We start from the raw sequence: 25925 nt of genomic DNA on the forward strand, positions 1-25925 counted from the left end.
AATGCCAGTGCTGGTGGCGTATTGCGTGGTTCTCATGGTGTGGTCGACGACACCGCTGGCCATCTCGTGGAGCGCCTCGGGCTGGCTGCCTGCCTGGTCGGCGATGGGCAGAATGTTAATTGCCGCATGCCTCGGTTACCCATTGTTACGCATGATGGGGCTGAAAATGGACCTTTCGCGTGGGGCACTGCGCAGCTACTCGGCAGCCGCTCTGGGTATCTGGGGTGGCATGTACTTCGCCTACCTGTCTGCAGCCTGGTTACCAAGCGGTATCATGTCGTTACTGTTTGGACTGGCACCTTTGCTATCAGGGCTTTATGCACGCTGGTGGTTGAAAAGTGCTCCACTTGACAAGTTGCAGTGGATGGGGTTTGCGTTGGCATTGAGTGGACTGGCCGTCGCGGTCTCGGATTCTCTCGCGCTACCGCCGGGCAGCTGGAAGGGAGTGTTGACCATGCTGCTAGCCGTCAATTGCTTCGCCGCCTCGGGGGTACTGGTGCAGCGCGAGCGGGCAGGGCTGCATCCGCTGGTGCAGACGGAGGGGGCGCTGCTGGTCTCGCTGCCGCTCTATCTAGTGTGTGCGCTGATCGTCGATGGCGTGCCGCAGGCCCTGCCGGAGGGGCGTCCGATGGCGGCCATCCTCTACCTTGGCATCTTCGGCTCGCTGATCGGCTACCTGTGCTACTACTTCGTGCTGTCACGCCTGTCGGCCAGTACGGTGGCGCTGGCGACCTTGATCACCCCCATCTTCGCCATGAGCCTGGGCGCGGTGCTCAATGATGAGCTGATCTCCAGCCGCGTGCTCGCCGGGGCCTTGCTGATCGTGATCGGGCTGTGCGCCTATCTGTTCGGCCCGCAGTGGCGGGCGCGCTTGACGTCCCGCCGTCTGTCGCAGGGCTGAGCAGGCCTCGGGCCGCTCGCCTGCCCCTCGGGAGGCGGGCCAGTACGCAAGGCCTTGCCGAGTGCCCCAACGACAAGGGCCGCCCCTGCCGGGGCGGCCCTTGTGTCTTTTCAGGCGCAACTGAGCGCTCTGGCGAGTCGTGCGTCGTCAGTCCTGATTGTTCTGGAACAGACGCTTGAGCTCGACCATGGCGGCCTGCTCGCTGTTGACGAGCGCTTTCTGGTCGTGACGGTGCTCGTAGTTCTGCTTGAGCATGTTGTCATCCATTTCCCGGAACGCACGCGCCACTTCCGCTGCGCGAGCACTGGGATAGCCCATCGCCACCAGCAGTTCTCCGCCCATCTCCAGGCTGCTGGCGTAGGTGTCACGAATCACGTGCTCCACGCCCAGTTCCATCAGCTCCCAGGCATGGTGTCGGTTACGGGCACGCACGAACAGCTTCAGGTGCGGGAATTGATGGCGCACCATGCGCACGATGCCTGTCGAGGTCTCGGCATCATCGACCGCCACCAGCATGATCCTGGCCTGCTCGGCACCCGCCGCCCGCAGCAATTCGGCGCGGCTGGCATCGGCGTAGAAGATGCGCGACCCGAACTGACGCACGAACTCGACCTGGGTGATATTGGGGTCAAGCGCGGTGAAGTTGATGCCCTGGCTCTTGAGCATGCGCGCGCTGATCTGGCCGAAGCGGCCAAAGCCGGCGATCACCACCTGCGGCGTCTCCTCACCGAAGTCCTCATCATAGGGACGCTTGGCTTCGCTGGTGGCGCCGAGGTGGCGGGCATAGCGATAGAGGAAGGGCGTGGCAGCCATCGACAGAGTGACCGCACTGATCACCAGGCTGGTGAGGGTCTGATCGAAGATGCCGGCAGCCATGCCGGCGGTCAGCAGCACGAAGTCGAACTCACCACCCTGTGACAGGACCGCCGCCAGCGGCAGGGCCTCGGCCATCTTGAGGCGTGCGACGCGTCCGACCAGCGTGATGACGATGACCTTGCCGAACATCAGCGCCAGCGTCAGCGCCAGCACGGTCAGCGGACGCTCCATCACCAGCGACACGTCGACCGACATGCCCACGGCCATGAAGAACAGCCCCAGCAGCAGCCCCTTGAAGGGCTCGATGTTGGCTTCCAGCTCGTGGCGGTAGACGGTATCGGCCAGCAGCACCCCGGCCAGGAAGGCGCCCAGGGCCATGGACAGCCCCACCCATTCCATCAGCAGCGCCGTGCTGATCACCACGAACAAGGCCGCGGCGGTGAAGATCTCGTGGATCTCGCTGCGCGCGACCATCTTGAGCAGGCGCGGCACGACAAGGCGCCCGACGATGATGACCGCCGCGATCATGCCGATGCCCTTGGCGATGCCGATCCAGTTGGTGCCGGTGGAGGCATCGAAGTTGTCAGCGAACAGCGGCATCAGGGCCAGCAGCGGGATCACCGCCAGGTCCTGGAACAGCAGGATGGCGAAGGTCGACTGGCCGTGCGGCGTCGCCAGCTGCTGATTCTCGCTCAATACCTGCAGCGCGAAGGCGGTCGAGGACAGCGCCAGAATCAGGCCCAGCAACACGGCGGCGGGCAATTCCAGCCCCAGCCACAGGCCGACAGGGGTGAGCAGGGCGCCGCACAGCAGCATCTGGGCGCTGCCCAGGCCCGCAAGCTTGAGGCGCATGTCCCACAGCCGCTTGGGCTCCAGTTCCAGTCCGATCATGAACAGCAGCATGACGACCCCGAACTCGGCGAAGTGCAGCACTTCGCCAGGCTCCGAGATGAAGCCGATCAACGACGGACCCAGCAGTACCCCGATGGCCAGATAGCCCAGGATGGAGCCGAGGCCCAGACGCTGGAAAAGTGGCACGGCAACCACCGCGCACCCCAGCAGCACGGCGCCTTCCATCAACATGTTCATGTGCGTGTCCTTGTGCATACACGGGCGGAGAAGGCAGCGATTGTCGCTGCCCCCTCCTTTTGTCGCAAGCGGCAAGACGCGACCCTGTGCACAGCGTTGTGTTGCGAGTGAGTGTCGTGACCAGCGGCGGGAGGCGGTGATGCAGGCACAAAAAAGCCCCCGCCAGTGGCGAGGGCTTCAGCAGTGAAGCGGCTGATGGCGGCGATCAGGCCTGCGGCATCAGAGCTTCGTCCTGCACGTACTGGTTGAACTCGGTGAAGCCACCGATGTGGGTCTGATCGACGAAGATCTGCGGCACGGTCTCGACCGGCTTGCCGATGGTCTTTTCCATGTCGGCCTTGCTGATGCCTTCGGCATGGATGTCGATGTAGCGGAAGTCGAAATCATCGCGCTTGGCGGTGAGCTCTTCCGCGAGGTCCTTGGCGCGGACACAGAAAGGGCAACCCGGACGACCGAAAATGACTGCAAGCATGAGACTCTCCTAAGGTTCGTGACTCTCGTTCAGCCCGTACTGGGTGGGCCGAGAAAATGGCGCCGGCACTGCCGGTGAGTAATGGATGACCGCCATTGTGCTTGAGCCTGCCCGGGTTTGCCAATTGAGCCGTACTACCAAAGTCATTGGGGCAATCAATCACTGCCGTGCTGAGGATTAGCCCATCAGCAGCAGATTGGCGCCAAAGCCACCGACGATCAACAGCGTGAACAGGATCAGCGCGAGCAGGAAAGGCTTCATGCCCAGTGAGCGCAGACGATCGATGCGAGTCTCGACGCCCAGGCCCGCCATGGCCATGGTCAGTGCCACGCTGCCGAGAGTAGAGAGGCTTGAGTGCACTGCCGCCGGGATCGCGCCGGTGCTGTTGATGCCGGCCATGGCGATGAAGCCCAGCGCGAACCACGGAATCGTCATGCTGCCGCCGGTCTCGCGGTCATCGCCCTCGGTACGGGCACGCATGGCCCACAGCTTCGGCAACAGCAGCAGGAAGGGTACCAGCATCATCACGCGCATCAACTTGACGATCAGCGCATTGGCCAGGGCGTCCGGGCCGACCGCTTCACCGGCGGCCACGACCTGAGCGACCTCGTGGATGGTGGAGCCGATATAGATGCCGAACAGGCCTTCATGCATGCCGCTCAGCGGGTAGAGCAGCGGGTAGACCAGCATCGCCAGCGAGCCGAACAGCACCACCGTGGCGACGGCCATGGCGGTGGCCGCCGGGCGTGCCTTGATCATCGATTCGGTCGCCAGTACCGCCGCGGCGCCACAGATGGCGGAACCGGCACTGGTCAGCAGTGCGGTGTCGCGGTCCAGCCCCAGCCAGCGCGTGCCGATGAAGTAGCCGCTGCTCAGCACCGCGGTGATCACCAGCACATCGAGGAAGACGACGCTCCAGCCCAGGCCGAGAATCTGCTGCAGGGTGATGGAGAGGCCGAACAGGATGATGCCGAGACGCAGCAGCTTCTTGGTCGCGATATGCAGCCCCGGGGAGAGCGCCGCGGCGTGACGGCTGGTGATCGGCAGGTTGCCGACCACGATACCGCACAGCAGGGCGAAGACCAGCGGGCTGATGCCGGTGGAGGCCAGCGCCGGAATGGAATGCAGTGCCAGCCCCACCAGGGTCAGGCCGCCACACAGGGCGAGGCCCGGCAACATGCGGCGCAAGCGCTCGGCAGTGGCGGGGGGAGTCAGGGTCTGTGCGTCCATGAGCATTCTCCTTGAGGAAAGTGGCCTATCCCGTGCGGAACATGGCCTGTCTTGTTATGGGTCGTGCGCTGGCGTGGGGTGCACGGTTGTCATCGGCAAGGGCGCTTGAGTCTGCGTCGCTTGCTTAGTGTCTCTGGTTTGATGATTAGTCTATTCGGGAATATTATTCGGCAGTTAGTCGATTATTCTTTTATTACATACCGGAAAAACCGATATGCAGATCCACATCACGCTGCGCCAGTTGCAAGTATTCGTGGCGGTGACCCGCCACGGCTCCGTCAGTGCCGCGGCGCGCGAGATCGGCCTGTCGCAATCGGCGGCGAGTCAGGGGCTGTCCGAGCTTGAGCGTCATCTCGAGGTGCAGCTGTTCGAGCGCCTCGGCCGTCGCCTGGCCCTGAACGCCAATGGTCGCCGCCTGTTGGCGCGCGCCGAGCAATTGCTGGAGCAGACCCACGCGCTGGAACTGGAGGCCCGTGAGCCCGGCGTGGTGGATGGCAACCTGCGCGGCGAGCTGGAAATCGCCGCCAGCGCCACCATCGGCACCTGGTTGTTACCGGGGCTGGCGGGGGCCTTCATGCGCGAACATCCGGGCACCGAGCTTAACCTGCGTCTGCGCAATACCCATCAGGTGGTGGAAGCGGTGCTCAACTATGACGCCGAACTCGGCCTGATCGAGGGTGACTGCCATGCGCCGCGCCTGATGAGCCAGACCTGGCGCGAGGATGAGCTGGTGGTGGTGGCGCCGCCGAGCCATCCGCTGGCCGTGCGCGGCGTGGCGCTCAGCGACGAGGACCTCGCCACCGCCGACTGGATTCTGCGCGAGGGGGGCTCGGGCACGCGAGCGGTCTTCGAGCGTGCACTGCACGGGCGGATCGAGCGCCTCAAGGTGCGCATGGAGCTGGGCCAGCACGAGGCCATCAAGCAGGCCGTGTTCGCCGGGCTGGGACTGGGATGCCTGTCGCACCTGTCGGTAGCGGCCGAGATCGCGCGTGGCGAGCTGGTGGTGCTGGCCACGCCCCAGCTCAACCTGAAGCGGCGCTTCTCGATGCTGTGGCACCCGGAGCGTTACCGCAGCCCGCTGTGGCAGGCGGTCAAGGTCTATCTGGAAGCCAGCCCGCGCTGAGCCGTCGAGGACGGAGCCGCCGCGCGCTTGATAGTTTGCTAACATAGGCGCTCCCCGCGAGCCGGCTGCCGCCGAGCCACGCCACTGAGCCTGAGCTACCGCGCCTGAGCTACTGCGCCTGAGCCACGGGGAGCGTAACGGTCTGTCTAGCGTCCATGGAGATGATGATGAGCACAACGGTCGAGCTTTATTACCACGAGAGCGATGCTCGTGATGGCGCCGAGGAACAGACAACGAGCCAGCAGGACGCGACGCCGCTGGTCATTCTTCACGGCCTGTTCGGCAGTGCCGACAACTGGCGTTCGCATATCAAGTCGTGGTCGCGGACGCGCCGCGTGATCGCGGTGGATCTGCGCAACCACGGCCGCAGCCCGCACGTGGCCGGCATGAGCTACCCCGAGCAGGCCGCGGATGTCATCGCGCTGCTCGACCGCCTCGCCATCGAGCGCTGTGACCTGCTGGGCCACTCGATGGGCGGCAAGGTCGCCATGCAGGTCGCGCTCGAGGCGCCCGAGCGTCTGCGCAGCCTGCTGGTCGCCGATATCGCGCCGGTCGCCTATGGCCACGGGCATGACGATATCTTTGCTGCCTTCGATGCGGTACGTGACGCGCGCCCGGCCTCACGCAAGGAGGCCGACACGGTGATGGCGCAGCATGTCGATACCCCGGCCATTCGCCAGTTCCTCGCCACCAATCTGGTGCGTCTCGACGATGGCGCCATGGGCTGGCGCGTCGGGCTGGACCATATCGCGGCGGGCTACCCGCAGATCGTCGAGGCGCCGCACGGCCAGGGGCCTGTCGAGCTGCCGGCGCTGCTGCTGTGGGGCTCGCTCTCCAACTACGTGCAGGCCGAGGGCCTGGCGACGATGCGCGAACACTTCCCTGCGCTGGAAGACGACTCGCTGGAGGCCGGCCATTGGCTGCACGCCGAGCGTGCCAGCGAGTTCCAGCAGGCGGTGGTGACGTTCCTTGAACGCGTCGCACGCGCTTGAGTACGCCGAGCAGTCACTCCGAAAATCGTCAGCCGGCCGCGAGCGAGCGGGTCATCCCGCCGGTGACCACCCACGAGCGCCTGGTGGTGGCGCTGGTCACCCTGCTGCAGTTCGCCGTCATCATGGGCTTCACCATGGTGATGGCGCTGGGCCCCGACTTTGCCACCTCGCTGGGCATTCCGCTGGATCACCTTGGCTATATCGTCGGCAGTTATCCGCTGGCTGCCGCGGTGGGCACTCTGCTGTGGACGCGACACGCCGATCGTTTCGACCGGCGCTGGGCGGTGCTGGGCTTCCTGTTCGGCGCGGCGCTCTGTCACCTGATCGCCAGCTTCGCCACCGACTTCGAGACCCTGCTGGCGGCGCGCATGCTGGGCGGCCTGTTCGGCGGGCCGGCGGCGGCGACGGCGCTGGCCATCGTGATCGACGTGGTGCCGGGAGTACGCCGGGGACGTGCCATGGGCCTGGTGATGGGCGCCTTCTCGGTGGCCTCGGTGCTGGGGCTGCCGTTTGCGCTGTGGCTGTCACAGGGCTTCGGCTGGCAGGCGCCATTTCGCGCCGTGGCGCTGTTGGCGCTGCTGGTGTGCGGGCTGCTGGCCTGGATACTGCCGCCGATCCGCGGCCATCTCGATAACCCCGAGACACGTCAGCGCAGCCGCAAGGGCACCACGATCCTGACCATCCTGGCCCAGCCCGATCATCGGCTGGGGCTGGCGCTGATCGCCACGGCGATGTTCAGCAACTTCCTGGTGATTCCCAACCTGGCAAGCTATCTGCTGTTCAATCTGGGCCTGCCGCGTGAGGATCTCGGCGGGCTCTACATGATCGGCGGCGGGCTGTCGCTGGTCGGCATGCAGCTGACGGGACGGCTGTGTGATCGCTATGGCTGTGTCTGGCCGGGCACCATCACCTGCCTGATGACGGCGCTGGTCGGCTGGGCCTTCCTGCTGCATTCGCCGGGGCCGTCGCTGATCTGGATCGGCTTCGGCGCCTACATGCTGTTCTCGTCGGCGCGGCGTGTGACCCAGAATACGCTCAACAGCTTCATTCCCGCCGATCATGAGCGGGCAGCCTTCACCAGCACCCAGAGTGCCGTGCAGCATCTGAGTTCTGCCGCCGGCAGTTATGTGGGCGCCGGGCTGCTGGTCAGCACCCCGAGCGGTGCGCTGGAAGGCATGCCGCTGCTGGTCGCGGTGCTGATGGTCGCGCTGGTGATCCAGCCGCTGCAGATTCTGTGGCTGTCGCGTCGCCTGGCACGCCGCTAGCGCTTGTCAAATAGGCACAATACGGCGAGAGTGAGCCGGTCCTGAACCCAAAACGCCCTGTCGGAGATTCCGACAGGGCGTTTTGCATGGGGCGCGCAAGCGCTCAGCGTTTCAAGAGCTCTGGGCGCTCAACGTCTCAGGGCGCGTTGACGTCGACGGCCAGGTGGCTCAGCGACTGGCGCTTCTTGATCATGCCGCGCTCGAACAGGAAGTCCTCGAAGTCACGGTAGCGGCCGGCATCCAGCGCGGCAGGACGCAGCGCGAAGCGCGGCAGGGTGGCGTACCAGGCTTCCTTGTTGAGCTCGGTATCCAGTGCCGGATCGGAGTCGCGGAACATCTCCCAGCCCTGGTCCGGGTGATTGATGATCCAGGCGGTGGCTTCGCCGACGGCGGCGAGGAAGCCGGCGTACTGGGCCTGCTTGCGCTCGTAGCTGTCGCTGTTGGCGACGAAGATCAGCTCGTCATAGGTCGGCACACCTTCTTCCTCGATGTAGAAGGCGCGGCCCTTGACGCCTTCCTGGGCCATCTGGGCCAGCTCGAAGTTGCGGAAGGCGCCGGTGACGGCATCGACCTTGCGCGTCAGCAGTGACGGCGTCAGCGAGAAGTTGACGTTGGTCAGCGTGATGTCATCCAGCGTCAGGCCGCTGTGCTGCAGCATGGTGGAGAGCAGCACTTCCTCGACACCGCCGACCGAGTAGCCGACCCGCTTGCCCTTGAGGTCGGCGATCGACTGGATGTCGCTGTCGGCGCGCACCACCACCACATTCAGCGGCGTGGCGACCAGGGTGCCGATACGCACCAGCGGCAGGCCCTGATCGATCTGCAGGTGCAGCTGCGGCTGATAGCTGATGGCGATGTCGACGCGCTCGGCGGCGGCCAGCTTGGGCGGCACGCTCGGGTCGGCGGGGGCGATCAGCTCGACATCCAGGCCGTGCTTCTTGAACAGGCCCAGCTCCTGCGCCAGCACCAGCGGGGCGTGACCGGGGTTGGTGTACCAGTCGAGCATGACCTTGAACTGTGTCAGCGGCTGCTCGGCGGTGGCAGCGTCCTTGGTAGCGTCATTGGCAACGTCCTTCGAGTCAGCATCAGCGCTCTGTTCGTCGCTGGCGGCTGGCGGGGCATCCGCGGCCGGTTCAGTACCGTTCTTCGCCTGTTCGGCGGCGCCGGCGGTCGCTTCCACGGCTTCCTGGCTTGCCACCGGCGCGGAGGCGGCCGAGTCACCGTTCACTCCGACCTCGGCCTGCTGGGCCACGATTTCCGGCGCTGACTGGGTGCTGGTGGCGGGTTCTGCCTCGGCGGCGTGGGCCGACATGGCGGTGGCTGGCAGGCTGCTCAGGCACAGCGTGGTCAGCAGGGTGGCGAAGGCGGTGGACAGCAGTGAGGCACGCGGTGAACGTGTCGGCTGCGCTTTGCGCCGTGGCGCCGATGACGAAAGAGACATGGCGGAGTTCCTTGTGATCACAGGGTAGTGGTGCTGCCGTTCGTGGGCGGCAGTCGTCAGGCTCATGCAATTTGTGTCGAGCGTCGTTGCGTCTTTCGGTTACGCGATCTTGCGGTCTTGCGGTAGTTACTCGAAGCCCCGGCGTGTCAGCTCAGGCGTGTCAGGCGGTCGCGGTGCCAGGGCATCAGGGCGCGCAGCAGCGCATCCAGCGAGAAATAGAGCAGCAGGGAGAAGGCGACCAGCACCAGCAGGGCGGCGAACATCAGGTCGATTTCCATGCGCGCGTTGGCGTTGAGCATCAGATAGCCCAGCCCCTGACTGGCACCGGCCCATTCCCCGATGACGGCGCCGATGGGGGCGGCGGTCGCGGCCATGCGAATGCCGGAGGCCAGTGCCGGCAGCGCGGCGGGCAACTGGATGTGGATCAGTCGGCGCCATGGGCTGGCGCCCAGGGTATGGGCAAGATCCAGCCAGCCCTGTCGGGTCTGGCGCAGGCCGTCGTAGCCGGTGGAGGCGACCGGGAAATAGATGATCAGCGTCGCCATCACCACCTTGGACAGCATGTCATAGCCGAGCCACAGCACCAGCAGCGGCGCGATCGCGAACAGCGGTATCACCTGACTGATCAGCAGCATCGGCAGCAGCGTGCGGCGCAGGCGGGGAATGAAGGCCAGCGCCAGCGCGGTGGCAAGGCCGAGCAGAATGCCCAGCACCAGCCCGGCCAGTATCTCGCTGATGGTGACGCCAGCGTGATGAGCCAGCAGCGGCACCTTCTGGATCAGCACCTCGAGCACGGCCTGCGGCGTGGGCAGAATGTAGGGCGGTACGGCGGTAACGGCAATGATCAGCTGCCACAGCCCCAGCAGGAGCAGCGCGCTGATGACGAGGTGACGCATGGCGTGCAGACGTTTCATGCGGTCTCCTCGCTATCACGCAGGCGGGCGATCAGTTGCGCCTGCGCCGGTGGCAGGGCCGGGTCATCCAGCGGCACCGGGCGTGCGGCGCCAAGCCCCGGCAGGCGTTCCAGCTCGGCGCCGTGACCCGGGAGGCTCGACGGGCGCAGCACCAGCAGTTGATCGGCGAGGCGCAATGCCTCCAGCGGGTCATGGGTCACCATCAGGACGGTGCGGCCCTTGAGCAGGCGGCTGGCCAGATCATGCAGCTCCAGACGGGTGATGGCATCCACCGCCGAGAACGGCTCGTCCATCATCACGACCGGCGCCTGCTGGTAGAGCGTGCGGGCGAGGGCGACGCGCTGGCGCTGACCGCCGGAGAGGGCGTCCGGCCAGGCCTGCTCACGGCCCTCAAGCCCGACCGCGGCCAGCAGTTCATGGGCAAGCTTGCGATTGCGCGGCCGCCGGCGCAGGTCATCGCCCAGCCACAGGTTGTCGATGACGCGCCGCCACGGCAGCAACAGGTCCTGCTGCGCCATCCAGGCCACGCGGTCGGTCAGCGGCTGACCGTCATCGGTGGCGAGATCGAGCTGGTGGAGGTCTGACATCTCAAGGCCGGCCAGCAGGCGCAGCAGCGAACTCTTGCCGCAGCCGGAGCGCCCCAGCAGTGCCGTCCAGCTACCGGCCTCCAGACGCGCGGAAATATCGCGGAACAGCGTGTGGCCGGCGTAATCGATTCGTGCGTTGTTGAGGGTGAGTCCCAGCGACACAGGCAATTCCGTGGTCAGGCGGCGTGCCGGCAGGAGGAAGCAGGTGACGCGCCGTGCAGGGCACGCGTCGGGGATTCCCTCCGCCGGTATCAACCGGATCAGGTTCCAGGGGTTGTCGCGCGACGTATCGCTGCGGCTCTCAGCCCATCCTCGGGCACCCCCATCCAGGCCGACAGTGTAACGTCACTGTCTTGCCGGTGTCTTGTCCGACGCGGGTCAGGGGCGGGGGGCGGGTCCAGTGGGCAGGGCAGAGGTGGGCAGGGCAGAGGTGGCGTGCGAAACGGACTATGCCGATGTGCCATGCCTTGGGTATGCTGAGGATTACTGTAACAAGACGTGTAGCCCAAGGAGATCATCATGCCCGACACACCGGATCTCTCGACCTGTTCCAGTTATCCCGTTCCCCCACGGCGGCCGAGCACGGCTGAGGCCGTGGGCGAGCCGCGTCCCGTGCCCAGGGGCTGGCCCGAGGAGTCACTGACCCGACGGCTCTCGACCTATCTGGGCCAGCCGCTCGAACCGCTGGCACTCGCCTGGCCGGATAGCGCCAACTGGCTATGGCGCCAGCGTGGCGGCACACCCGGCCTCATCAAGCTGGCGCGCACCGGCCCAGACCATGACCCCTTCTGGCGCGCCATGCGCGGGGTCTTCGGCGCCGATCGCTGGGCGACGCCGGAGGGTCTGACGCGACTGGCGGGCGCCTTGCCCGCGCGCCTGCCGATTCCGCCACTGCCCCTGACCTTTCTGGGGCGTCTCGATGGCGCGCCCATCTGGCACCTGCCATGGTCCAGCGGGCAGCCGAGCGATCTCAGCATCACTTTCTGTGAGCTGCTCGGCGACCAGCTCGGTCGCCTGCACCAGGACACGGTGTCGGGCTTCGGTCAGCCGCTGGCGCAGCCGATGCCGCTGTTGCACTGGAATACCCGCGTCACGCGCTTTCTCGCCCATCACCCGCGTCGCGCGGAGCTTGGCACGCTGCTCAAGCGCACCTTCCCGGCACCGACTCGCGCGGTGTGGTGTCTGCCGGACATGCGTGCCGATCAATACCTGTGCGCCGCCACCGGCTGGGTATGGAGCGATTGGGAGGCGCTGGTGTGGGCGCCGATCGAGTTCGACTGGGCGCTGGTGGAGTTGCTGCTGGAAACGCCGGAGCAGCGTCAGGCCTTCATGAAGGGCTATTCGCGCCATGGGCGCATGATCGATCTCGATGGCCAGCGTGAACTGTGTCGTGCGCTGTTGTGGGCGATGGAGGCCTTCGGTCCGCGGTCCTATGCTGAGCTTGCGGCAGCCCCTGCCTGGGTCTCGCCGCGCAGCCTGGCGTGAAATCCGCGTGCTGCACGCTGCAAGTACATGAAAGGTGTGAAATTTCTCTGCAGCCCCATCGCTGACATGGAATACTGTGGGTGAGTCGTCGTGGACGTCACTCGAGATCTGATGTAGGGCTTGGCGGGGGAGCACTCGTGGTAGAGAACCTGAATTATTATTTCTTGCTGGCAGGCACGCTGATCGCCTTGAGCGTGTTGGCCAGCCGCGTCTCGGCGCGTCTTGGCATGCCGCTGCTACTGCTGTTCCTCGGCCTTGGCATGCTGGCGGGTGAAGATGGCGTACTGGGCATCCAGTTCGACGACGCCTCATCCGCTTACATGATCGGTAACCTGGCGCTGGCGCTCATTTTGCTCGACGGCGGCCTGCGCACGCGGCTGTCCACGTTTCGTGCCGGCCTGAAACCGGCGCTGGTGCTGGCCACCGTCGGGGTCTTCATGACCAGTGGTCTGGTGGGCCTTCTGGCCATGTGGCTGTTTGATCTCACCCTGATCGAAGGCCTGCTGGTCGGGGCCATCGTCGGCTCCACCGATGCCGCGGCGGTCTTCTCGCTGCTGGGCGGTCAGGGCGTTCACCTCAATGAACGTGTCGGTGCGACGCTGGAAATCGAGTCCGGCACCAACGACCCGATGGCGATCTTCCTGACCATCACGCTGGCCGAGATCCTGACCGGTCAGCTCTCCGGCGTCGCGTCGGGCATCATGAGCTTCCTGCTGCAGTTCGGTGTCGGCGCCGCCATGGGGATCGCCGGCGGCTGGTTGATCGCCCGTCTGATGCGCTATCTGGACCTCGCGCCCGGCCTCTATTCGCTGCTGGCGCTGGCGCTGGGTCTGAGCCTGTTCGCCACCACCAACGAGATGGGCGGCAGTGGTTTCCTTGCCATCTATCTGTGCGGCCTGATGATCGGCAATCACCCCGGCCGGCATCTGGAGCACATCCTGCCGGTGCATGATGGCCTGGCGCATCTCTCGCAGATCGTGCTGTTCCTGATGCTGGGCCTTCTGGTCTCGCCCTCGACCATGCTGCAGTTCGCGCTGCCGGCCGCCATCCTCAGCGTGGCGCTGATTCTGGTGGTGCGCCCGCTGGCGGTCATCCTGTGTCTCAAGCCGTTCTTCCGCTTCCGCTGGCGCGAGCTGTGGTTCATCAGCTGGGTCGGGTTGCGAGGGGCGGTGCCGATCGTGCTGGCGATCTTCCCGGTGATCACCGGGGTCGAGAATGCCGGTCTCTACTTCAATGTCGCCTTCTTCGTGGTCATCATCTCGCTGCTGGTGCAGGGCTCGTCGCTGGCGCCGATGGCGCGCAAGCTGCGGGTGGTGGTGCCGCCGGGCGCACAGCCCAGTCGCCGCAACCTGCTCGGCATCATGCCGGTCAATGACTACGAGATGCTGGTCTATCGCGTCGACAACACGGCGCTGGAAGGCGTGGCGCTGCGCATGCTGCGCTTCCCGTCGGGGGCCAAGGTCGGGGCGCTGTTCCGCAACAAGGTGCTGATCCACCCCAAGGGCAGCACCTGCCTGCATCAGCAGGATGTGCTGTGCGTGGTGGGGCGCTCGTGTGATGTGCCGAGCCTCAACCGCATGTTCAATGGCGAGAGTCTGCAGCACGAGCAACGCGCCTTCTTCGGGACCTTCACGCTGGAAGGCGATGCCAACATGCAGGATATCGCCGATGTCTACGGCTTGACGCTCTCCCAGGGCGAGCACCACCTGACCATCGCCGAGTTCATCACCCGTCGAGTCGGCGGGGTGCCGGTGGTCGGCGACGATGTCGACTGGCATGGCATCCACTGGGTGGTGAACGAGGTGGAAGGCAATCGCATCACCAAGGTCGGCCTGCGACTGCACTGAGCCTGAATCCGTGTCAGGGCCTGAGCCTGTGTCTGCACCTGAGCCTGCGCTTCACACACTACGACGCCCCCATTGCACTGCGTGTAATGGGGGCGTCGTGTTTGGACTCATCAATATCGTATTCTGTTGATGTCAGGCCAATTTGTCCGTGACAGCGCCTGGCCACCGATTGTGGCCAGCGACAAGGAGGTGACTACATGGCCAGCCCACATCCTCATCTCGCGGGCTTTCTGCGACGATTCGAGCAATTCCCGCCCGGGCTCACGGCGGATGAGAAGACCTTTCATGCCACCTTCAACGTGGTCTACGTGCTGGCGGTCAGTTGCCATCTGCTCTACGCCATCCTGCTGTTGTGGCTGGGCGAGATGGGCATTCTGGCGCTGAATCTGGCGATGCTGATCGTCGATCTGGTCTGTCTGCAGCTGCACCGTGCTCGCCGTGAAGCCCTGGCGGCCACGCTGATGGCACTGGGCACCTGCGCGCAGATCAGCTTCTCGCTGCGCTATTTCGGCTCGGAAGCCGGGTTCGACTACTTCTACTTCGGCGCCTTGCTGTGCATCTACTCGATCCGCATGTCGTTCATGCTGCGCGTTCTGCTGTGCGCCGCCTGCCTGAGCATGCCGCTGCTGGCCTACATCATCCTGATGCTGGAAGGGCCGGCCAATCCGCTGCCCGACGGCTGGATGCTGGCATTTCGCATCATCAATCTGGGCGTCTTGACCATCTTCTTCACGCTGGTGCTGGTGCAGATGGGCTGGTCGGTGGAGCGCCTGCAGCAGCGTTTCGAGGCGGGAGGGCGCTTCGATGCGCTGACCGGCGCCCTGAGTCGCGCCGAGCTGGTCGACAGCGGGCGTGGCATGTTGATCAACAACGGGGCGCTGAGCGTGATGATGGTGGATATCGACCATCTGGCGCTGATCAACGAGACCTGGGGGCGCCAGGCCGGTGATCAGGTGCTCAAGGAGCTGGTGCGGCGCATGCGCAGCATCCTGCGCGGGGAGGACCTGGTCGGGCGCTATGGCGGCGAGGAGTTCGTGCTGTTGTGCCCGGGGCTGCATGGCGAGCGCGTCGATCAGGTGGCAGAGCGCCTGTGCAAGGGCGCCTCGGCGTTGCCGTTCGTCATCAATGACGGCCTCAACAGTCTGGATGTCAATCTGTCGATCGGTGTCGCCCAGCGCCAGTCTGGCGACAAGGACCTGGAAGGCCTGATCGCCAAGGCCGACGTCAATCTGTTCCGTGCCAAGCAGGACGGCGGCAATGGCTTCGTCAGTGACACCCAGCTGGGCCCCGTGGGTGGGCCGGGCATCGCCGCCATCAATTGAGCGCAATTCACTGCGCGCAGAGTTTTGTGCACAGAGGTTTGCGTATAGAGATTTGCGAACAAAGCTTGGTATACAACCCAGCACGCCCCCGGAGAATGACATTCATGTCTCCGGGGGCGTGCGTGTGTCAGGGCGTCATCAGGCTTGCCCTGAGAAGAGTCAGCGGCGGTTGGGCTGGCGACGACGGCCCTTGTTTGCGGACTTGGGGGCGTAGTCGCTGTTCGAGGCCGGTACCGCGAGCTTGGGCGCAAAGCCTTCCACGACTTCGCGCGTCACGAAATAGCCCAGGTGCTGCTCGATGGCGCACAGATTTCGGAAGTCATCACGCGAGACCAGCGAGATGGCTTCACCGCTGGCCCCGGCGCGACCGGTACGCCCGATGCGGTGGACATAATCCTCGGCGGCGTCCGGCAGGTCATAGTTGACCACACGCTGCAGGTCATCGATGTCGATGCCCCGCGCGGCAACGCCGGTAGCCACGAGATACTTGATGGTGCCGGCCTTGAAGTCGGCCAGTAGCTGCTCGCGCATTGCCTGGCTGCGACCGCTGTGGAAGGACTCGGCAGCGATGTCACGCTTCTCCAGCTGACTGACCAGCTTGGCGGCGCCACGCTTGGTCTCGATGAAGATCAGCGCCTGCTGCCACTGTTTCTCGTGAATCAGGTGGCTCAGAAGGGCGGACTTGAACTCCTTGTCGACCGTGATCAGATACTGGCTGATATCCGGCGCGGTGACGTTCTCCGGTGCGACCATGATCTCGACGGCGTCCGTCACTGCGGTCTTGGCGAGCACACGCACCTGGGCCGAGAGCGTAGCCGAGAACAGCAGGTTCTGGCGCTCCCTGGGCAGCTTCTCGACGATCTTGTTGATGTCGGCGATGAAGCCCATGTCGAGCATGCGGTCCGCTTCGTCGATGACGAGGGTGCGTGTCTCGTCGAGATGGATCGCGCGGCGGGTCAGCATGTCCAGCAGGCGGCCGGGCGTTGCCACCAGGATGTCCACGCCCTCGATCAGGCGTTGTTGCTGGGGTTCGATCTCCACGCCGCCATACATCGCCATGGAGCTGACTTCCAGATACCTGGAGTAGTGCTGGATGTTGTCTTCGACCTGAATCGCCAGCTCCCGCGTCGGTGTCAGGATGACGGCATGTACGCGCTTGGCACGCACCTTGGGCGCCTGCTGCAGGGTCTGCAGGATGGGCAGCACGAAGCTTGCCGTCTTGCCGGTACCCGTCTGGGCGGCGGCGATCAGGTTGTCACCGGCCAGTACGACGGGGATCGCCTTCTCCTGGATGGGAGTCGGGGTCTGGTAGCCTTGCTCGGTGACGGCCTTGACGATGGAATCGCTCAAACCAAGGGCAGAAAATGGCATGGTGTCTCGACTTGTCTAGAGGGGGAGGGGCAAGCGCACATTCTGCGGCAAGGAATGTCTGGCGCAGTGATGCTCACTGTAGCCGAAAGTTCGCTGACGGCCCGGCGCATCATTGGCCATCGCTGCTCAGGCAGGGTAGCGAAGTGGCGGCGATGGGCGCTGCGCGGCAACAATGAAAAAGCCCCGCCTACCTGAAGTAGACGGGGCTTTCGGAATTCAAGGTGGTGGAGGGACAGGGATTCGAACCCTGGGTAGGCTATTAACCTACGCCGGTTTTCAAGACCGGTGCATTCAACCGCTCTGCCATCCCTCCGACTCACGGAGCGAAATACTACCGAACCTGATGAGAATAGCAAGGGGTAGGCGAAGAAAAATCTTCGGAAAAGCCATCGCGGACAATCACTTGCAGCAGGATGGCGCCGGGGTGAGGCCGCCGGAGCCGCCTGCTGGCACCAGACCATGAATCATGGTCATGACTCAGGCCACGAAAAAGCCCCGCCTACCTGAGGTAGACGGGGCTTTCGGAATCAAGGTGGTGGAGGGACAGGGATTCGAACCCTGGGTAGGCTATTAACCTACGCCGGTTTTCAAGACCGGTGCATTCAACCGCTCTGCCATCCCTCCGACTCACGGGATGAAATACTACGGATTTTTCAGTCAGGGTCAAGGACTTGGCGTAAATTTCCTTGTCGTTCAGATGCTTGAAAGGTCGTACATGCCACAATGGCCGCGGAGACTGACGATGTCGTTGCCTTGCACGCGCCGGATGGTTGCCTCAATAGGGCTTTTCATCGTTCTGTCTCTTGATTAGGCAAACCCCTGAGGGCATGCTGGGGTCAAATCGATGAATCCATCGTAGCAACCTGAGGATAGACACCATGGCTAACAGCTCCTGGCAGGTCTCGCAGGATACCGCGAGCCGCTCGCTCAGTACTCACAAGGTACTGCGCAACACTTACATGATGCTGGCAATGACGCTGCTGTTCTCCGCGCTGACCGCTGGCGTGGCGATGAGCATGGGCGTCGGCCGCATGAACATCTTCGTGCTGCTGATCGGTGCCTACGGCCTGATGTTCCTGGTCCACAAGACCGCGAACTCCACCGCCGGCATCTTCGCGACCTTCGCCTTCACCGGCTTCATGGGCTTCACGCTCGGCCCGGTACTGAACGCCTACCTGAGCCTGCCCAACGGTGGCCAGCTGGTGATGACCGCGCTCGGCATGACCGGCATCACCTTCGCCGGCCTGTCCGCGGTGGCACTTGTGACGCGCAAGGACTTCTCGTTCCTGGGCAACTTCCTGTTCGCCGGCGCCATCGTGCTGATTCTGGCGATGCTGGCAGCGATGATCTTCAACATCAGCGGCCTGGCACTGGCTGTCTCCGCCGGCTTCGTGCTGTTCGCCTCCGCGGCGATCCTGTTCGAGACCAGCCAGATCATCCACGGTGGGCAGACCAACTACCTGCTGGCGACGGTGAGCCTGTACGTCTCCATCTACAACATGTTCGTCAGCCTGCTGGCCCTGCTGGGCTTCGCTTCCGACGATTGATCGTCAAGCGAAGGAACATGAGACCTGCAAACGACCCCGCCTCGGCGGGGTCGTCTGCGTTCGGGTGTCAGGTGGCGTGACACGCGCTAGAATGGCGCCCATTCATGAGCAGTCACACGAGGTTCGCATGCGTTATGCTCTGGCCGTCTACGGCGGCCCCTACAGCCAGCAGGCCAGCCATTCGGCGCTGCGCTTTGCCGACGCCCTGCTGGCGCGCGGCCATCAGCTGACCACGGTGTTCTTCTATCACGATGGCGTCTACAACGCCGCCAACATGATGGCACCGCCCCAGGACGAGCCGCATCTGCGCGATCGCTGGCTGTCGCTTGCCGAGAATCACGCCACCCGCCTGCAGGTGTGTGTCGCGGCGGGGCTGAGACGCGGCATGCTCGATGAGCGCGAAGCGGCGCGGCATGGCAAGCAGGGGCATACCCTCGAGGCGCCGTTCGAGCTGACGGGGCTGGGCCAGCTGGTCGAGGCGACGCTGGACAATGACCACCTGATCACCTTTGCATGACGTCATTTCTTGTCGTCACTGATGATGATGTCACTTATCGAGTGAGGAGCAGACCATGAGCGATGTGATGACGGCAGCCCTGGCAGGCGATGACGCCGGGATAGCCGCCGGTGATCTGCTGGTCATGCTGCGCCATGGCCCGCATGGCAGCAGCTGGCTGCGCGAGGGACTGGAGGCGGCGATGGTCGCGGCCGCCTTCGGGCGCGAGGTCGGGCTGTTGTTCACCGGCGATGGCGTGATGGCGCTGCTGGAAGGTCAGCAGGTCGGGCCGCTGGGGCAGAAGGGCAGTGACAACCTGCTGGCGGCGCTTGAGATGTATGACGTCGAGCGCTGCTACGTCGATGCGGCGGCGCTGCGCGCACGGGGCCTGACAGCGCAGGATGTCACGCTGTTGCCGGTCACGCTGCTCGAGCACGACGAGGTGGTCGCGCTGACCACCTCGTTCTCGCGCGTGCTGAGCTTCTGACACGTCACTGCCGCCAACGCTGGCGACTGATATGCTCGCATCAGTTTCCTGATGCCATGTCATTGATATCTCTTGATTGATGGCCAGTGGCAGTCCCAGCTTCCCTTGCCTGGATAATTGCATGAATCTACATCTACTCAATCGTTCGCCATTCTCCAGCCGCATCCATGATGATGTGCTCAATGCCATGGGTCCGGAAGACCAGCTGCTGTTGATCGAGGATGGCGTCAATGGCGCCCTCGACAACGCCGAGCAGCACCTTGCCGGGCTTGAGGGACGGCTGTTCGCGTTGCGCGAAGACCTCGAGTCCCGCGGCCTGCTGGGGCGCTGCGCGGAGAACGTCATCGTGGTCGACGTCGACGGTTTCGTCGCCTTGACCGAGGCCGCCGACAAGACCGTCAGCTGGTTCTGAGGCGCCAGGCGCTTCTCCCTTTCAATTTTCATGCAAGACAGTGAATCAGGATCTGTATGGCCAGTAGTGAAGCGGTGCGCACACTGACGCTTGATGGGCGTGATATCGGACTGGATGCGGAAGGCTATCTGGTCGATCTGGATGACTGGAGCCCGGCGCTGGCGGAAATGCTGGCCGCCGAGGAGGGGCGTGAACTGACGCCGGAGCACTGGGAGGTGATCGAGGTGTTGCGCGACTTCTATCAGCGCTTCTCGCTCTCGCCGGCCATGCGCCCGCTGAGCAAGGCGATGACCCAGCGGTTTGGCCCCGACAAGGGCCGCTCGCTGCATCTGATGCGGCTGTTCCCGGACAGCCCGCCCAAGGTGGGCGCGCGCATCGCCGGGCTGCCCAAGCCGACCAACTGTCTGTGACGGTCAGCGGCATGCATGAGTCGCCTTGCCCGTCGTGGTGCGCTGCGCTCAACGCGCAAGACCCGGCAGGGATGGCGACGTACGGCGTTGTCTGCGTTACTATTCGTCACAGCGTTGCGGTATTGGCCAGGAGGCCGATGCTGCTTCAGGTCCCGCGACATGGTCGCAAGGGCATTTGAATTCAGGCGGACAAGAGTCGACTTGCATGGGAAGAGCATTCCAGAACCGTAAAGAATCAATGGCGCGTACCTCTCTCAACAAGGCACGCGTGTATTCACGTTACGGGCGCGAGATTTACGTCTCGGCCAAGAGCGGTGGCCTCGACCCCAACGGCAACCTGAGCCTGCGTCGTCTCATCGAGAAGGCCAAGAAGGACCAGGTGCCGACTCACGTCATCGACAAGGCGATCGACAAGGCCAAGGGCACCGGCGGCGAAGACTTCGCTCTGGCGCGCTATGAAGGCTTTGGTCCGGGCAACGTCATGGTCATCGTTGATTGTCTGACCGACAACAACAACCGCACCTTCGGCGAAGTCCGCACCTGCTTCAACAAGGGCAAGGGCAAGCTGGGCGCGCAGGGTTCGGTGTCGCACATGTTCGACCACCGCGCCATCCTGGCCTTCAAGGGCGCGGAAGAGGACGAGGAAAAGGTCCTGGAAGCGCTGATGGAAGCCGACGTCGATGTCAGTGACATCGAGCTCGACGAGGGCATCATCACGGTTCTCGCGCCGACGACCGAGTACTTCAAGGCCAAGGGTGCGCTGACCGACATCTACGGTGAAGACCTCGACTTCGAAGTCGATGAGATCAGCTTCATTCCGCAGATCCATACCGAAGTCGGCGGCGATGACGCCGAGCTGCTCAACAAGATGCTCGAGCTGTTGGATGATTGTGAAGACGTGCAGCAGGTCTATCATAACGGCGAGTTCGTCTAGGCCAGCGTCTTGAACGTGATGCGACTGACGGCTTCACGCTGACTGGGATGCGAATGTCAGTGTGAAAACTCAGTCAGAGAAAAGCCCCGTCGGCATGCCGACGGGGCTTTTTCATGTCTCAACCCTCAATACTCAACACTCTGCGCGCCTCAGCAGTGCGCGCTTCAGCAATGTGCGTGATGCTGCGCTTGCGGGTCCGTCTCGCGTGGGTCTGCCATGCCCCCCTTGACGCCATGCTTCACCAGCCAGACGTTGACGGGCCAGGCGGCGAGCAGCCCCAGACTCAGGGAAATGATCAGCGAGTTCCAGAACAGCGGCTGGTGCATGCCGGCACCGCCCGCAAGCCAGAGGTCCACGGAAATCGCCACCACTTCCATCACCACGATGGAGGCCGTCTCGCTCTTGAAGGCATCACGAATTACCTGCGGCTTGTCATCACTGCCGCCCTGCAGCATCGGGCCGACCGTCAGCAGGAAGCCGAACAGGTAAGCGAAGATGAAGGTGATGATCGCAGTGGAGATATTGCCCATGGCCAACAGGCCCACCGCCAGGCTGACGCCGACGAATTCCCCCAGTCCGCAGCCCGAGTAGCAGTGCGCGACACTTCTCAGCCCCTTGCGGGCATCACCGTTGGCGGCGATCTGGCGACGCCCGGCAAAGCGATAGACCAGCAGGCCCACGACACCGGAGTAGAGCGTGGTCAGCCCCCACACCCACTTCATCATCGGGGCCAGGTGAGCATTCTTCGTGGTCAGGTCACGCACGACCCAGATCAGCGCCGGTACCATCAGCAACAGCCAGCACAGCAGCAGGCTCCAGTGGGAAAGTGACTCACGTAATAGATCTTGCATGGTGACCTCCTGTCGAGTGGATGTCGCAGATGGCCGTGCGCCGATAGCAATACGCTGATGGCGCGGCCCTCCTTGATAGCTGGTGGGGGCAGCGCGCCATATCAAGGGTGGCCTGTCATCGCCTGCTCGCAACCGCCCGTTGCTTTCGCCTGACAGGGTGGCAGGCGAGGGTGTGTTCTCACGCCTTGTTAACCTTGCCGCAAGCCTCCATGGTGAAGGATGTCGGGCATTGCCCTTGCAATTTCGCCACTTTTCCCAGGAGTCACCATGTCGAGACACGCTGCTACATCCCTTGCGCGCGCCGCCCGTCAATTCGCCGGTGTCGGCTTGATAGCCTCGCTTGCCGCGCCAGCCGTGGCCCAGGCGGCAGACGACAAGGTCTTCGGCTGGGTGGAAAAGGCGACCATCGAGCCGTGGGGTGTGATGGTGAAGGCCAAGCTGGATAGCGGCGCGCTGACCTCCTCGATGCATGCCGAGAATATCGAGACCTTCGAGCGTGATGACGAGGAGTGGGTGCGTTTCGATGTCGAGGTCGAGGACGAAGCCAAGGGTGACAAGGTCGAGAACACCTTCGAGCGCCCCCTGTATCGCGACCTGACGGTGTCCGGCGCAGGCGGACGCGATACACGCCCGGTGGTGCTGATGACGCTGTGCATGGGCGGCGAGCGCTACGAGGAGCAGTTCAGTCTGCGCGATCGCGACGGCATGAATTACCCGGTGCTGCTGGGGCGCCGCACCATCCAGAGCCTGGGTGTACTCGATGTGCGCAAGACCTTCCAGACCAGCCCGGACTGTGCCGAGGACGCGCCGCTACATCGCTATGAAGACAAGGAGTATTCCGATCGCATCGGCGCGGCGTCCTGATCTTATGTCGCTCTGAACGCTCATTGAGGAACGCGTACCGCGCACATTCATCACAAGAGGGAGGCCAGCATGTCGGACACCGCCAGCCAGCAACCTCAGCGTGACGGTTTGCCACTCATCAGGATCTACTACGACGCGCGCTGCCCGGTGTGTCGTCGTGAACGCGCCCGCTACGAGCGGCTGTCGCGCCAAGACGCCAACGTGGAGTGGTGGGATGCGACGGATAACGCCGAGCATCTCGCCGCTCGCGGCATCGGCCTCAAGCAGGCATTGCTGTCGTTGCATGTCGAGACAGCGCAAGGGCAGATCCGTGAGGGCATGCCGGCGTATCGCCTGCTGCTTGCGCGCATCCCCGGCCTTGCCTGGCTGGGGTGGCTGATCACGCGGCCGCTGATCGAGCCGGCGCTGACGCGAGTCTACGATGCCTGGGTGCGTCGTCGGCTGTGTCGGGACGGCAGGCTGTGAGTGTCGGCGAGCCCGACGCAGGCCGCTGGAACCCCCATTGCAAGCCCTGCTGGTTTATCATGCTTTTTTGATATGCAAATGCTAATAGTTTTCGTTAGTATGTGAGGCACTGTCTGTTTCTTCATGTCTGCGAGCTTCCCGATGATCGACGCGCTTTCCCCGCTCTTTGCCGGTCCGATGGTTGCCTACCGGGACCTGATCACTACCTACGCTCAGGTGCAGGCAGGTGATGAGGCGTCGCTCCAGCGTGTCGTGCCGGCGCGCGATGTGCTAAGCCCCGGGTGGCTGGCGGCGTGCATCGCCGCGCATGGCATGCAGTACGAGACCGGCCCGGCAGACGCCGCTTCTCACATCAGCGCTCCCGATGAGCAGGCGCTGCTTTCCCAGTGGTCCAAGTACCTATTGTCCTCGATGGTATCGCTGCCGCTGGCGGCCAACCTGCTGCTGGATCATCAACTGCCGCTGGAGCTGCGACATCTTTCGCTGCGCCTTGGCGAGCATGGCGTGGTCACGCAGCTGATACTCGATGATGCGGCGGGGCAGGGCACAAGCCTCCCGGCGGAGATCGAGTCGGCCGATGAGGCGACGCGGCTCCAGGCGCGCTTTCAGGGCTACCTGGCGCATCTTGAGGCCGTCATCGAGCGCCTCGTGCCGCACACTGCGCTGGGGCCCAAGGTCTTCTGGAGCAACGCGGCGCATTACTTCGTCTATATCGTCGGCATGCTGGAAGAGCAGGGCTGGGTCGCGCAGGCGGCGCCGGCACGTCAGCTGATGGCGACCAGAATTCTGGCCGACGGGCGGCGCAATCCGCTCTATCAGCCGGTCAGCGACGTGATGGACCGCCACGGCGAACGGCATACGCCGCGCAAGGTGTGCTGCGTGCGTTATCGCATCGAGTGTCTGGGCTATTGCAGCAATTGTCCGCTGAGCATCGAGCGCGCCACGGCCCGCCGCGCTCAGACGCGTCGGGTCGATCAGCGCGCCAACTCGCGCGCGGCGCTGATCGGTAGCGACCTGTCCTGATAGGTAGCGTCCTGAGCGGCAGCGGTCTGTGTTGATCGGCGCCCTCTGGTAAGATGGCGTCCCCTGTCATTGTCCGGTATGTCGTCATGTCCTCGTCTTCGCGCCGCCCACGCGGTGCTTCCCTCGCCAAGTCTGGCGCATCCTCCCGACACGACTCGGCTGACAGTCGTCAGCAGGCCGCCCCGGCTGACCGTCGTGATCCGGCCGCCCGCGAGAAGCCTGGCGCGGCCAAGGCACCTTCCGTCCAAGCGCCTTCCAACAAGGCGCCTTCTATCAAGGTGACCCCGGCTCGCAAGGGTCAGCTGCACCCCCGCAACCCGCACCGTGGGCGCTATGACATGGCCGCGCTGGTCAAGGCGAGCCCGGCACTGGCGGCCTTCGTGATCAAGACACCCGCTGGCAGCGAGTCCATCGACTTTGCCGATCCCCTCGCGGTCAAGGCGCTCAATCGGGCCCTGTTGAGTCGCCATTACGGCATCGCCCACTGGGACATTCCCGCCGGCTATCTGTGTCCGCCCATCCCCGGGCGTGCCGATTATCTGCATTACCTGGCGGACCTGATCAGTGAGGCGAATGGCGGTCAGCTGCCGGCGGGTGAGCACGTGCGCGCGCTGGATATCGGCACCGGCGCCAACCTCATCTACCCCCTGCTGGGCAATCGCAGCTTTGGCTGGCAGATGGTCGGCAGTGATATCAGCGCGCAGGCGATCGACTCGGCTCGCGCGATTGTGAGCGCCAATGTGCGCCTCAAGGGCCAGATCGAGGTGCGACTACAGGCCGATCGCACGCGGCACTTCGCTGGGATCTGGGGCGCGGATGAGCGTTTTGATGTGGTGCTGTGCAATCCACCGTTCCATGCCAGCGAAGCCGATATGGCGCGGGAATCGCAGCGTAAATGGCGCGGGCTCGACAAATCGCGCCAGCAGCGCGGCAATGCCTCACGCAAGGGTGGGTCACGCAACGCGCCTGCGCTGAATTTCGCGGGTCAGGCGGCCGAGCTCTGGTGTCCAGGCGGGGAAGAAGCCTTCGTCACCCGCATGATCCAGGAGAGCCGCAATGTCGCCACGCAGTGCCTGTGGTTCACCTCGCTGGTCGCGCATTCGGCGAGCCTGACCGGCATCAGGAAAGCCCTCAAGCGCAGTGGCGCCAGCGAGGTCAGGGTGATCGAGATGTCCCAGGGGCAGAAGGTCAGCCGCTTCGTCGCCTGGTCGTATCTCACGCCCGACCAGCGTCGGCAGTGGGGGCGGAATCACTGGCAAGGGAAGTGAAGCGTCTGTCATAGCCGTATCAAGAGAGTCTTCGGCTCAATGATGTCTTTGCATTGAAGCCCCCGTCGCCCAGCGCGACGGGGGCTTCTTGCATTGGCGGTTGTCATCCGCGCTTCACTTAAGCCTGTCTTAATAGTTTGCGGGCAAACTTTCTGCCAGAAACGCACAGCTTGCCGGTTCCGATCGCTGCAGGATCTGACATCTATCCGGCTTGCTCGACGCCCAGTCATTGCTCAGGAGTTATTCCATGAAGTCCGCGATCACCATGACATCGCCTGGTCCAGACCACCCCCGGGCGCAGGGCGAGGGGGCC

General features: G+C 64.2%; 25 protein-coding genes, 2 tRNA genes and 1 riboswitch. Of the genes, 17 read left to right on the forward strand and 10 right to left on the reverse strand.

Annotated features, from left to right (window positions below; all coding sequences use genetic code 11):
• The first annotated feature begins 1 nt into the window (after window position 1).
• Complete coding sequence (locus CLAM6_RS06100) at window positions 2-901, forward strand: DMT family transporter (RefSeq protein WP_131431689.1); 900 nt, start codon at window positions 2-4, stop codon at window positions 899-901.
• Window positions 902-1048: 147 nt separating this feature from the next.
• On the opposite strand, the gene CLAM6_RS06105 is transcribed toward CLAM6_RS06100, so the two are convergent.
• From CLAM6_RS06105 to CLAM6_RS06115, 3 genes are all read right to left on the reverse strand, one after another.
• Entirely contained in the window at window positions 1049-2806 is a 1758-nt protein-coding gene (locus CLAM6_RS06105) for a monovalent cation:proton antiporter-2 (CPA2) family protein (RefSeq protein ID WP_107335164.1), read from the reverse strand.
• Between the two features lie 205 nt (window positions 2807-3011).
• Window positions 3012-3278 carry a GrxA family glutaredoxin gene (locus CLAM6_RS06110; RefSeq protein WP_043335038.1) on the reverse strand — a complete coding sequence of 89 codons (267 nt, stop codon included), beginning with the start codon at window positions 3276-3278 and terminating at the stop codon, window positions 3012-3014.
• 177 nt (window positions 3279-3455) lie between these two features.
• Window positions 3456-4508, reverse strand: a complete 1053-nt coding sequence (locus tag CLAM6_RS06115) for a YeiH family protein (RefSeq protein ID WP_233593462.1) — start codon at window positions 4506-4508, stop codon at window positions 3456-3458.
• A gap of 214 nt (window positions 4509-4722) precedes the next feature.
• Here CLAM6_RS06115 and CLAM6_RS06120 point away from each other — a divergent pair, with 214 nt between their 5' ends.
• From CLAM6_RS06120 to CLAM6_RS06130, 3 genes are all read left to right on the forward strand, one after another.
• Entirely contained in the window at window positions 4723-5631 is a 909-nt protein-coding gene (locus tag CLAM6_RS06120; RefSeq protein WP_153635429.1) for a LysR substrate-binding domain-containing protein, read from the forward strand.
• 167 nt (window positions 5632-5798) lie between these two features.
• On the forward strand, window positions 5799-6623 hold the full coding sequence (locus CLAM6_RS06125; RefSeq protein ID WP_347237577.1) for an alpha/beta fold hydrolase: 825 nt from the start codon (window positions 5799-5801) through the stop codon (window positions 6621-6623).
• Window positions 6620-7888, forward strand: a complete 1269-nt coding sequence (locus CLAM6_RS06130) for an MFS transporter (RefSeq protein WP_153635431.1) — start codon at window positions 6620-6622, stop codon at window positions 7886-7888. Before CLAM6_RS06125 ends, CLAM6_RS06130 begins: the two co-directional genes overlap by 4 nt.
• 136 nt (window positions 7889-8024) lie before the next feature.
• Here the strand turns inward: CLAM6_RS06130 and CLAM6_RS06135 are convergent, their stop codons facing one another.
• From CLAM6_RS06135 to CLAM6_RS06145, 3 genes are all read right to left on the reverse strand, one after another.
• On the reverse strand, window positions 8025-9329 hold the full coding sequence (locus CLAM6_RS06135; RefSeq protein WP_242007751.1) for an ABC transporter substrate-binding protein: 1305 nt from the start codon (window positions 9327-9329) through the stop codon (window positions 8025-8027).
• Between the two features lie 146 nt (window positions 9330-9475).
• On the reverse strand, window positions 9476-10243 hold the full coding sequence (locus CLAM6_RS06140; RefSeq protein WP_153635432.1) for an ABC transporter permease: 768 nt from the start codon (window positions 10241-10243) through the stop codon (window positions 9476-9478).
• Complete coding sequence (locus CLAM6_RS06145; RefSeq protein WP_197738712.1) at window positions 10240-10992, reverse strand: ABC transporter ATP-binding protein; 753 nt, start codon at window positions 10990-10992, stop codon at window positions 10240-10242. The genes CLAM6_RS06140 and CLAM6_RS06145 overlap by 4 nt, the downstream gene beginning before the upstream one ends.
• Window positions 10993-11050: 58 nt before the next feature.
• Window positions 11051-11164, reverse strand: a riboswitch (TPP riboswitch).
• 185 nt (window positions 11165-11349) lie between these two features.
• Here CLAM6_RS06145 and CLAM6_RS06150 point away from each other — a divergent pair.
• The 3 genes from CLAM6_RS06150 (at window position 11350) to CLAM6_RS06160 (ending at window position 15484) form a co-directional block, all read left to right on the forward strand.
• The gene (locus CLAM6_RS06150; protein ID WP_054556746.1) at window positions 11350-12315 is read left to right on the forward strand and encodes a hypothetical protein; all 966 of its coding nucleotides are present in this window, start codon (window positions 11350-11352) and stop codon (window positions 12313-12315) included.
• Window positions 12316-12452: 137 nt separating this feature from the next.
• On the forward strand, window positions 12453-14162 hold the full coding sequence (locus tag CLAM6_RS06155; RefSeq protein ID WP_131431696.1) for a potassium/proton antiporter: 1710 nt from the start codon (window positions 12453-12455) through the stop codon (window positions 14160-14162).
• Between the two features lie 197 nt (window positions 14163-14359).
• The gene (locus tag CLAM6_RS06160) at window positions 14360-15484 is read left to right on the forward strand and encodes a GGDEF domain-containing protein (protein ID WP_153635433.1); all 1125 of its coding nucleotides are present in this window, start codon (window positions 14360-14362) and stop codon (window positions 15482-15484) included.
• Between the two features lie 159 nt (window positions 15485-15643).
• On the opposite strand, the gene CLAM6_RS06165 is transcribed toward CLAM6_RS06160, so the two are convergent.
• The 3 genes from CLAM6_RS06165 to CLAM6_RS06175 all read right to left on the reverse strand — a co-directional run bounded on the left by CLAM6_RS06165 (window position 15644) and on the right by CLAM6_RS06175 (window position 17479).
• The gene (locus CLAM6_RS06165) at window positions 15644-16855 is read right to left on the reverse strand and encodes a DEAD/DEAH box helicase (protein ID WP_153635434.1); all 1212 of its coding nucleotides are present in this window, start codon (window positions 16853-16855) and stop codon (window positions 15644-15646) included.
• 222 nt (window positions 16856-17077) lie between these two features.
• Window positions 17078-17168, reverse strand: a tRNA-Ser gene (locus tag CLAM6_RS06170).
• Between the two features lie 220 nt (window positions 17169-17388).
• Window positions 17389-17479 (reverse strand) — tRNA-Ser (locus tag CLAM6_RS06175).
• A 254-nt stretch (window positions 17480-17733) separates the two neighbouring features.
• On the opposite strand from CLAM6_RS06175, the gene CLAM6_RS06180 reads away from it, so the two are divergent.
• From CLAM6_RS06180 to CLAM6_RS06205, 6 genes are all read left to right on the forward strand, one after another.
• Window positions 17734-18402 (forward strand): Bax inhibitor-1/YccA family protein, encoded by a 669-nt coding sequence (locus CLAM6_RS06180; RefSeq protein WP_054557334.1) that lies wholly within the window; start codon window positions 17734-17736, stop codon window positions 18400-18402.
• A gap of 127 nt (window positions 18403-18529) precedes the next feature.
• Window positions 18530-18919 carry a sulfurtransferase complex subunit TusD gene (gene tusD / locus CLAM6_RS06185; RefSeq protein WP_043335054.1) on the forward strand — a complete coding sequence of 130 codons (390 nt, stop codon included), beginning with the start codon at window positions 18530-18532 and terminating at the stop codon, window positions 18917-18919.
• A gap of 55 nt (window positions 18920-18974) precedes the next feature.
• Window positions 18975-19385: a sulfurtransferase complex subunit TusC gene (tusC, locus tag CLAM6_RS06190; RefSeq protein ID WP_242007752.1), complete on the forward strand. Its 411-nt coding sequence runs from the start codon at window positions 18975-18977 to the stop codon at window positions 19383-19385.
• 121 nt (window positions 19386-19506) lie between these two features.
• Complete coding sequence (gene tusB, locus CLAM6_RS06195) at window positions 19507-19797, forward strand: sulfurtransferase complex subunit TusB (protein WP_043335056.1); 291 nt, start codon at window positions 19507-19509, stop codon at window positions 19795-19797.
• Between the two features lie 56 nt (window positions 19798-19853).
• On the forward strand, window positions 19854-20207 hold the full coding sequence (locus tag CLAM6_RS06200) for a TusE/DsrC/DsvC family sulfur relay protein (RefSeq protein WP_043335059.1): 354 nt from the start codon (window positions 19854-19856) through the stop codon (window positions 20205-20207).
• A gap of 205 nt (window positions 20208-20412) precedes the next feature.
• Window positions 20413-21141: a YebC/PmpR family DNA-binding transcriptional regulator gene (locus CLAM6_RS06205; protein ID WP_054557332.1), complete on the forward strand. Its 729-nt coding sequence runs from the start codon at window positions 20413-20415 to the stop codon at window positions 21139-21141.
• A 164-nt stretch (window positions 21142-21305) separates the two neighbouring features.
• On the opposite strand, the gene CLAM6_RS06210 is transcribed toward CLAM6_RS06205, so the two are convergent.
• Entirely contained in the window at window positions 21306-21992 is a 687-nt protein-coding gene (locus CLAM6_RS06210) for a DUF4396 domain-containing protein (protein ID WP_153635435.1), read from the reverse strand.
• A 267-nt stretch (window positions 21993-22259) separates the two neighbouring features.
• On the opposite strand from CLAM6_RS06210, the gene rloA3 reads away from it, so the two are divergent.
• From rloA3 to rlmF, 4 genes are all read left to right on the forward strand, one after another.
• Window positions 22260-22856 (forward strand): retropepsin-like aspartic peptidase RloA3, encoded by a 597-nt coding sequence (gene rloA3, locus CLAM6_RS06215; RefSeq protein ID WP_052384744.1) that lies wholly within the window; start codon window positions 22260-22262, stop codon window positions 22854-22856.
• 69 nt (window positions 22857-22925) lie between these two features.
• Window positions 22926-23321, forward strand: coding sequence for a thiol-disulfide oxidoreductase DCC family protein (locus CLAM6_RS06220; protein ID WP_153635436.1), 396 nt, complete (start codon window positions 22926-22928; stop codon window positions 23319-23321).
• 141 nt (window positions 23322-23462) lie between these two features.
• Window positions 23463-24344 carry a siderophore-iron reductase FhuF gene (fhuF, locus tag CLAM6_RS06225; RefSeq protein WP_172978635.1) on the forward strand — a complete coding sequence of 294 codons (882 nt, stop codon included), beginning with the start codon at window positions 23463-23465 and terminating at the stop codon, window positions 24342-24344.
• 86 nt (window positions 24345-24430) lie between these two features.
• The gene (gene rlmF, locus CLAM6_RS06230; protein ID WP_153635438.1) at window positions 24431-25612 is read left to right on the forward strand and encodes a 23S rRNA (adenine(1618)-N(6))-methyltransferase RlmF; all 1182 of its coding nucleotides are present in this window, start codon (window positions 24431-24433) and stop codon (window positions 25610-25612) included.
• Window positions 25613-25925 lie beyond the last annotated feature (313 nt).

This window comes from Cobetia sp. AM6 (assembly GCF_009617955.1).
GTDB classification, from domain to species: domain Bacteria; phylum Pseudomonadota; class Gammaproteobacteria; order Pseudomonadales; family Halomonadaceae; genus Cobetia; species Cobetia amphilecti.

What these genes read in the sequence shown, in the direction of transcription:
- CLAM6_RS06100 (WP_131431689.1), top strand. Translation starts at nt 2, where the DNA reads ATGCCAGTGCTGGTGGCGTATTGCGTGGTTCTCATGGTGTGGTCGACG.
- CLAM6_RS06105 (WP_107335164.1), bottom strand. Translation starts at nt 2,806, where the DNA reads ATGAACATGTTGATGGAAGGCGCCGTGCTGCTGGGGTGCGCGGTGGTT.
- CLAM6_RS06110 (WP_043335038.1), bottom strand. Translation starts at nt 3,278, where the DNA reads ATGCTTGCAGTCATTTTCGGTCGTCCGGGTTGCCCTTTCTGTGTCCGC.
- CLAM6_RS06115 (WP_233593462.1), bottom strand. Translation starts at nt 4,508, where the DNA reads ATGGACGCACAGACCCTGACTCCCCCCGCCACTGCCGAGCGCTTGCGC.
- CLAM6_RS06120 (WP_153635429.1), top strand. Translation starts at nt 4,723, where the DNA reads ATGCAGATCCACATCACGCTGCGCCAGTTGCAAGTATTCGTGGCGGTG.
- CLAM6_RS06125 (WP_347237577.1), top strand. Translation starts at nt 5,799, where the DNA reads ATGAGCACAACGGTCGAGCTTTATTACCACGAGAGCGATGCTCGTGAT.
- CLAM6_RS06135 (WP_242007751.1), bottom strand. Translation starts at nt 9,329, where the DNA reads ATGTCTCTTTCGTCATCGGCGCCACGGCGCAAAGCGCAGCCGACACGT.
- CLAM6_RS06140 (WP_153635432.1), bottom strand. Translation starts at nt 10,243, where the DNA reads ATGAAACGTCTGCACGCCATGCGTCACCTCGTCATCAGCGCGCTGCTC.
- CLAM6_RS06150 (WP_054556746.1), top strand. Translation starts at nt 11,350, where the DNA reads ATGCCCGACACACCGGATCTCTCGACCTGTTCCAGTTATCCCGTTCCC.
- CLAM6_RS06160 (WP_153635433.1), top strand. Translation starts at nt 14,360, where the DNA reads ATGGCCAGCCCACATCCTCATCTCGCGGGCTTTCTGCGACGATTCGAG.
- CLAM6_RS06165 (WP_153635434.1), bottom strand. Translation starts at nt 16,855, where the DNA reads ATGCCATTTTCTGCCCTTGGTTTGAGCGATTCCATCGTCAAGGCCGTC.
- CLAM6_RS06180 (WP_054557334.1), top strand. Translation starts at nt 17,734, where the DNA reads ATGGCTAACAGCTCCTGGCAGGTCTCGCAGGATACCGCGAGCCGCTCG.
- tusD (WP_043335054.1), top strand. Translation starts at nt 18,530, where the DNA reads ATGCGTTATGCTCTGGCCGTCTACGGCGGCCCCTACAGCCAGCAGGCC.
- tusC (WP_242007752.1), top strand. Translation starts at nt 18,975, where the DNA reads ATGAGCGATGTGATGACGGCAGCCCTGGCAGGCGATGACGCCGGGATA.
- tusB (WP_043335056.1), top strand. Translation starts at nt 19,507, where the DNA reads ATGAATCTACATCTACTCAATCGTTCGCCATTCTCCAGCCGCATCCAT.
- CLAM6_RS06200 (WP_043335059.1), top strand. Translation starts at nt 19,854, where the DNA reads ATGGCCAGTAGTGAAGCGGTGCGCACACTGACGCTTGATGGGCGTGAT.
- CLAM6_RS06205 (WP_054557332.1), top strand. Translation starts at nt 20,413, where the DNA reads ATGGGAAGAGCATTCCAGAACCGTAAAGAATCAATGGCGCGTACCTCT.
- CLAM6_RS06210 (WP_153635435.1), bottom strand. Translation starts at nt 21,992, where the DNA reads ATGCAAGATCTATTACGTGAGTCACTTTCCCACTGGAGCCTGCTGCTG.
- rloA3 (WP_052384744.1), top strand. Translation starts at nt 22,260, where the DNA reads ATGTCGAGACACGCTGCTACATCCCTTGCGCGCGCCGCCCGTCAATTC.
- CLAM6_RS06220 (WP_153635436.1), top strand. Translation starts at nt 22,926, where the DNA reads ATGTCGGACACCGCCAGCCAGCAACCTCAGCGTGACGGTTTGCCACTC.
- fhuF (WP_172978635.1), top strand. Translation starts at nt 23,463, where the DNA reads ATGATCGACGCGCTTTCCCCGCTCTTTGCCGGTCCGATGGTTGCCTAC.
- rlmF (WP_153635438.1), top strand. Translation starts at nt 24,431, where the DNA reads ATGTCCTCGTCTTCGCGCCGCCCACGCGGTGCTTCCCTCGCCAAGTCT.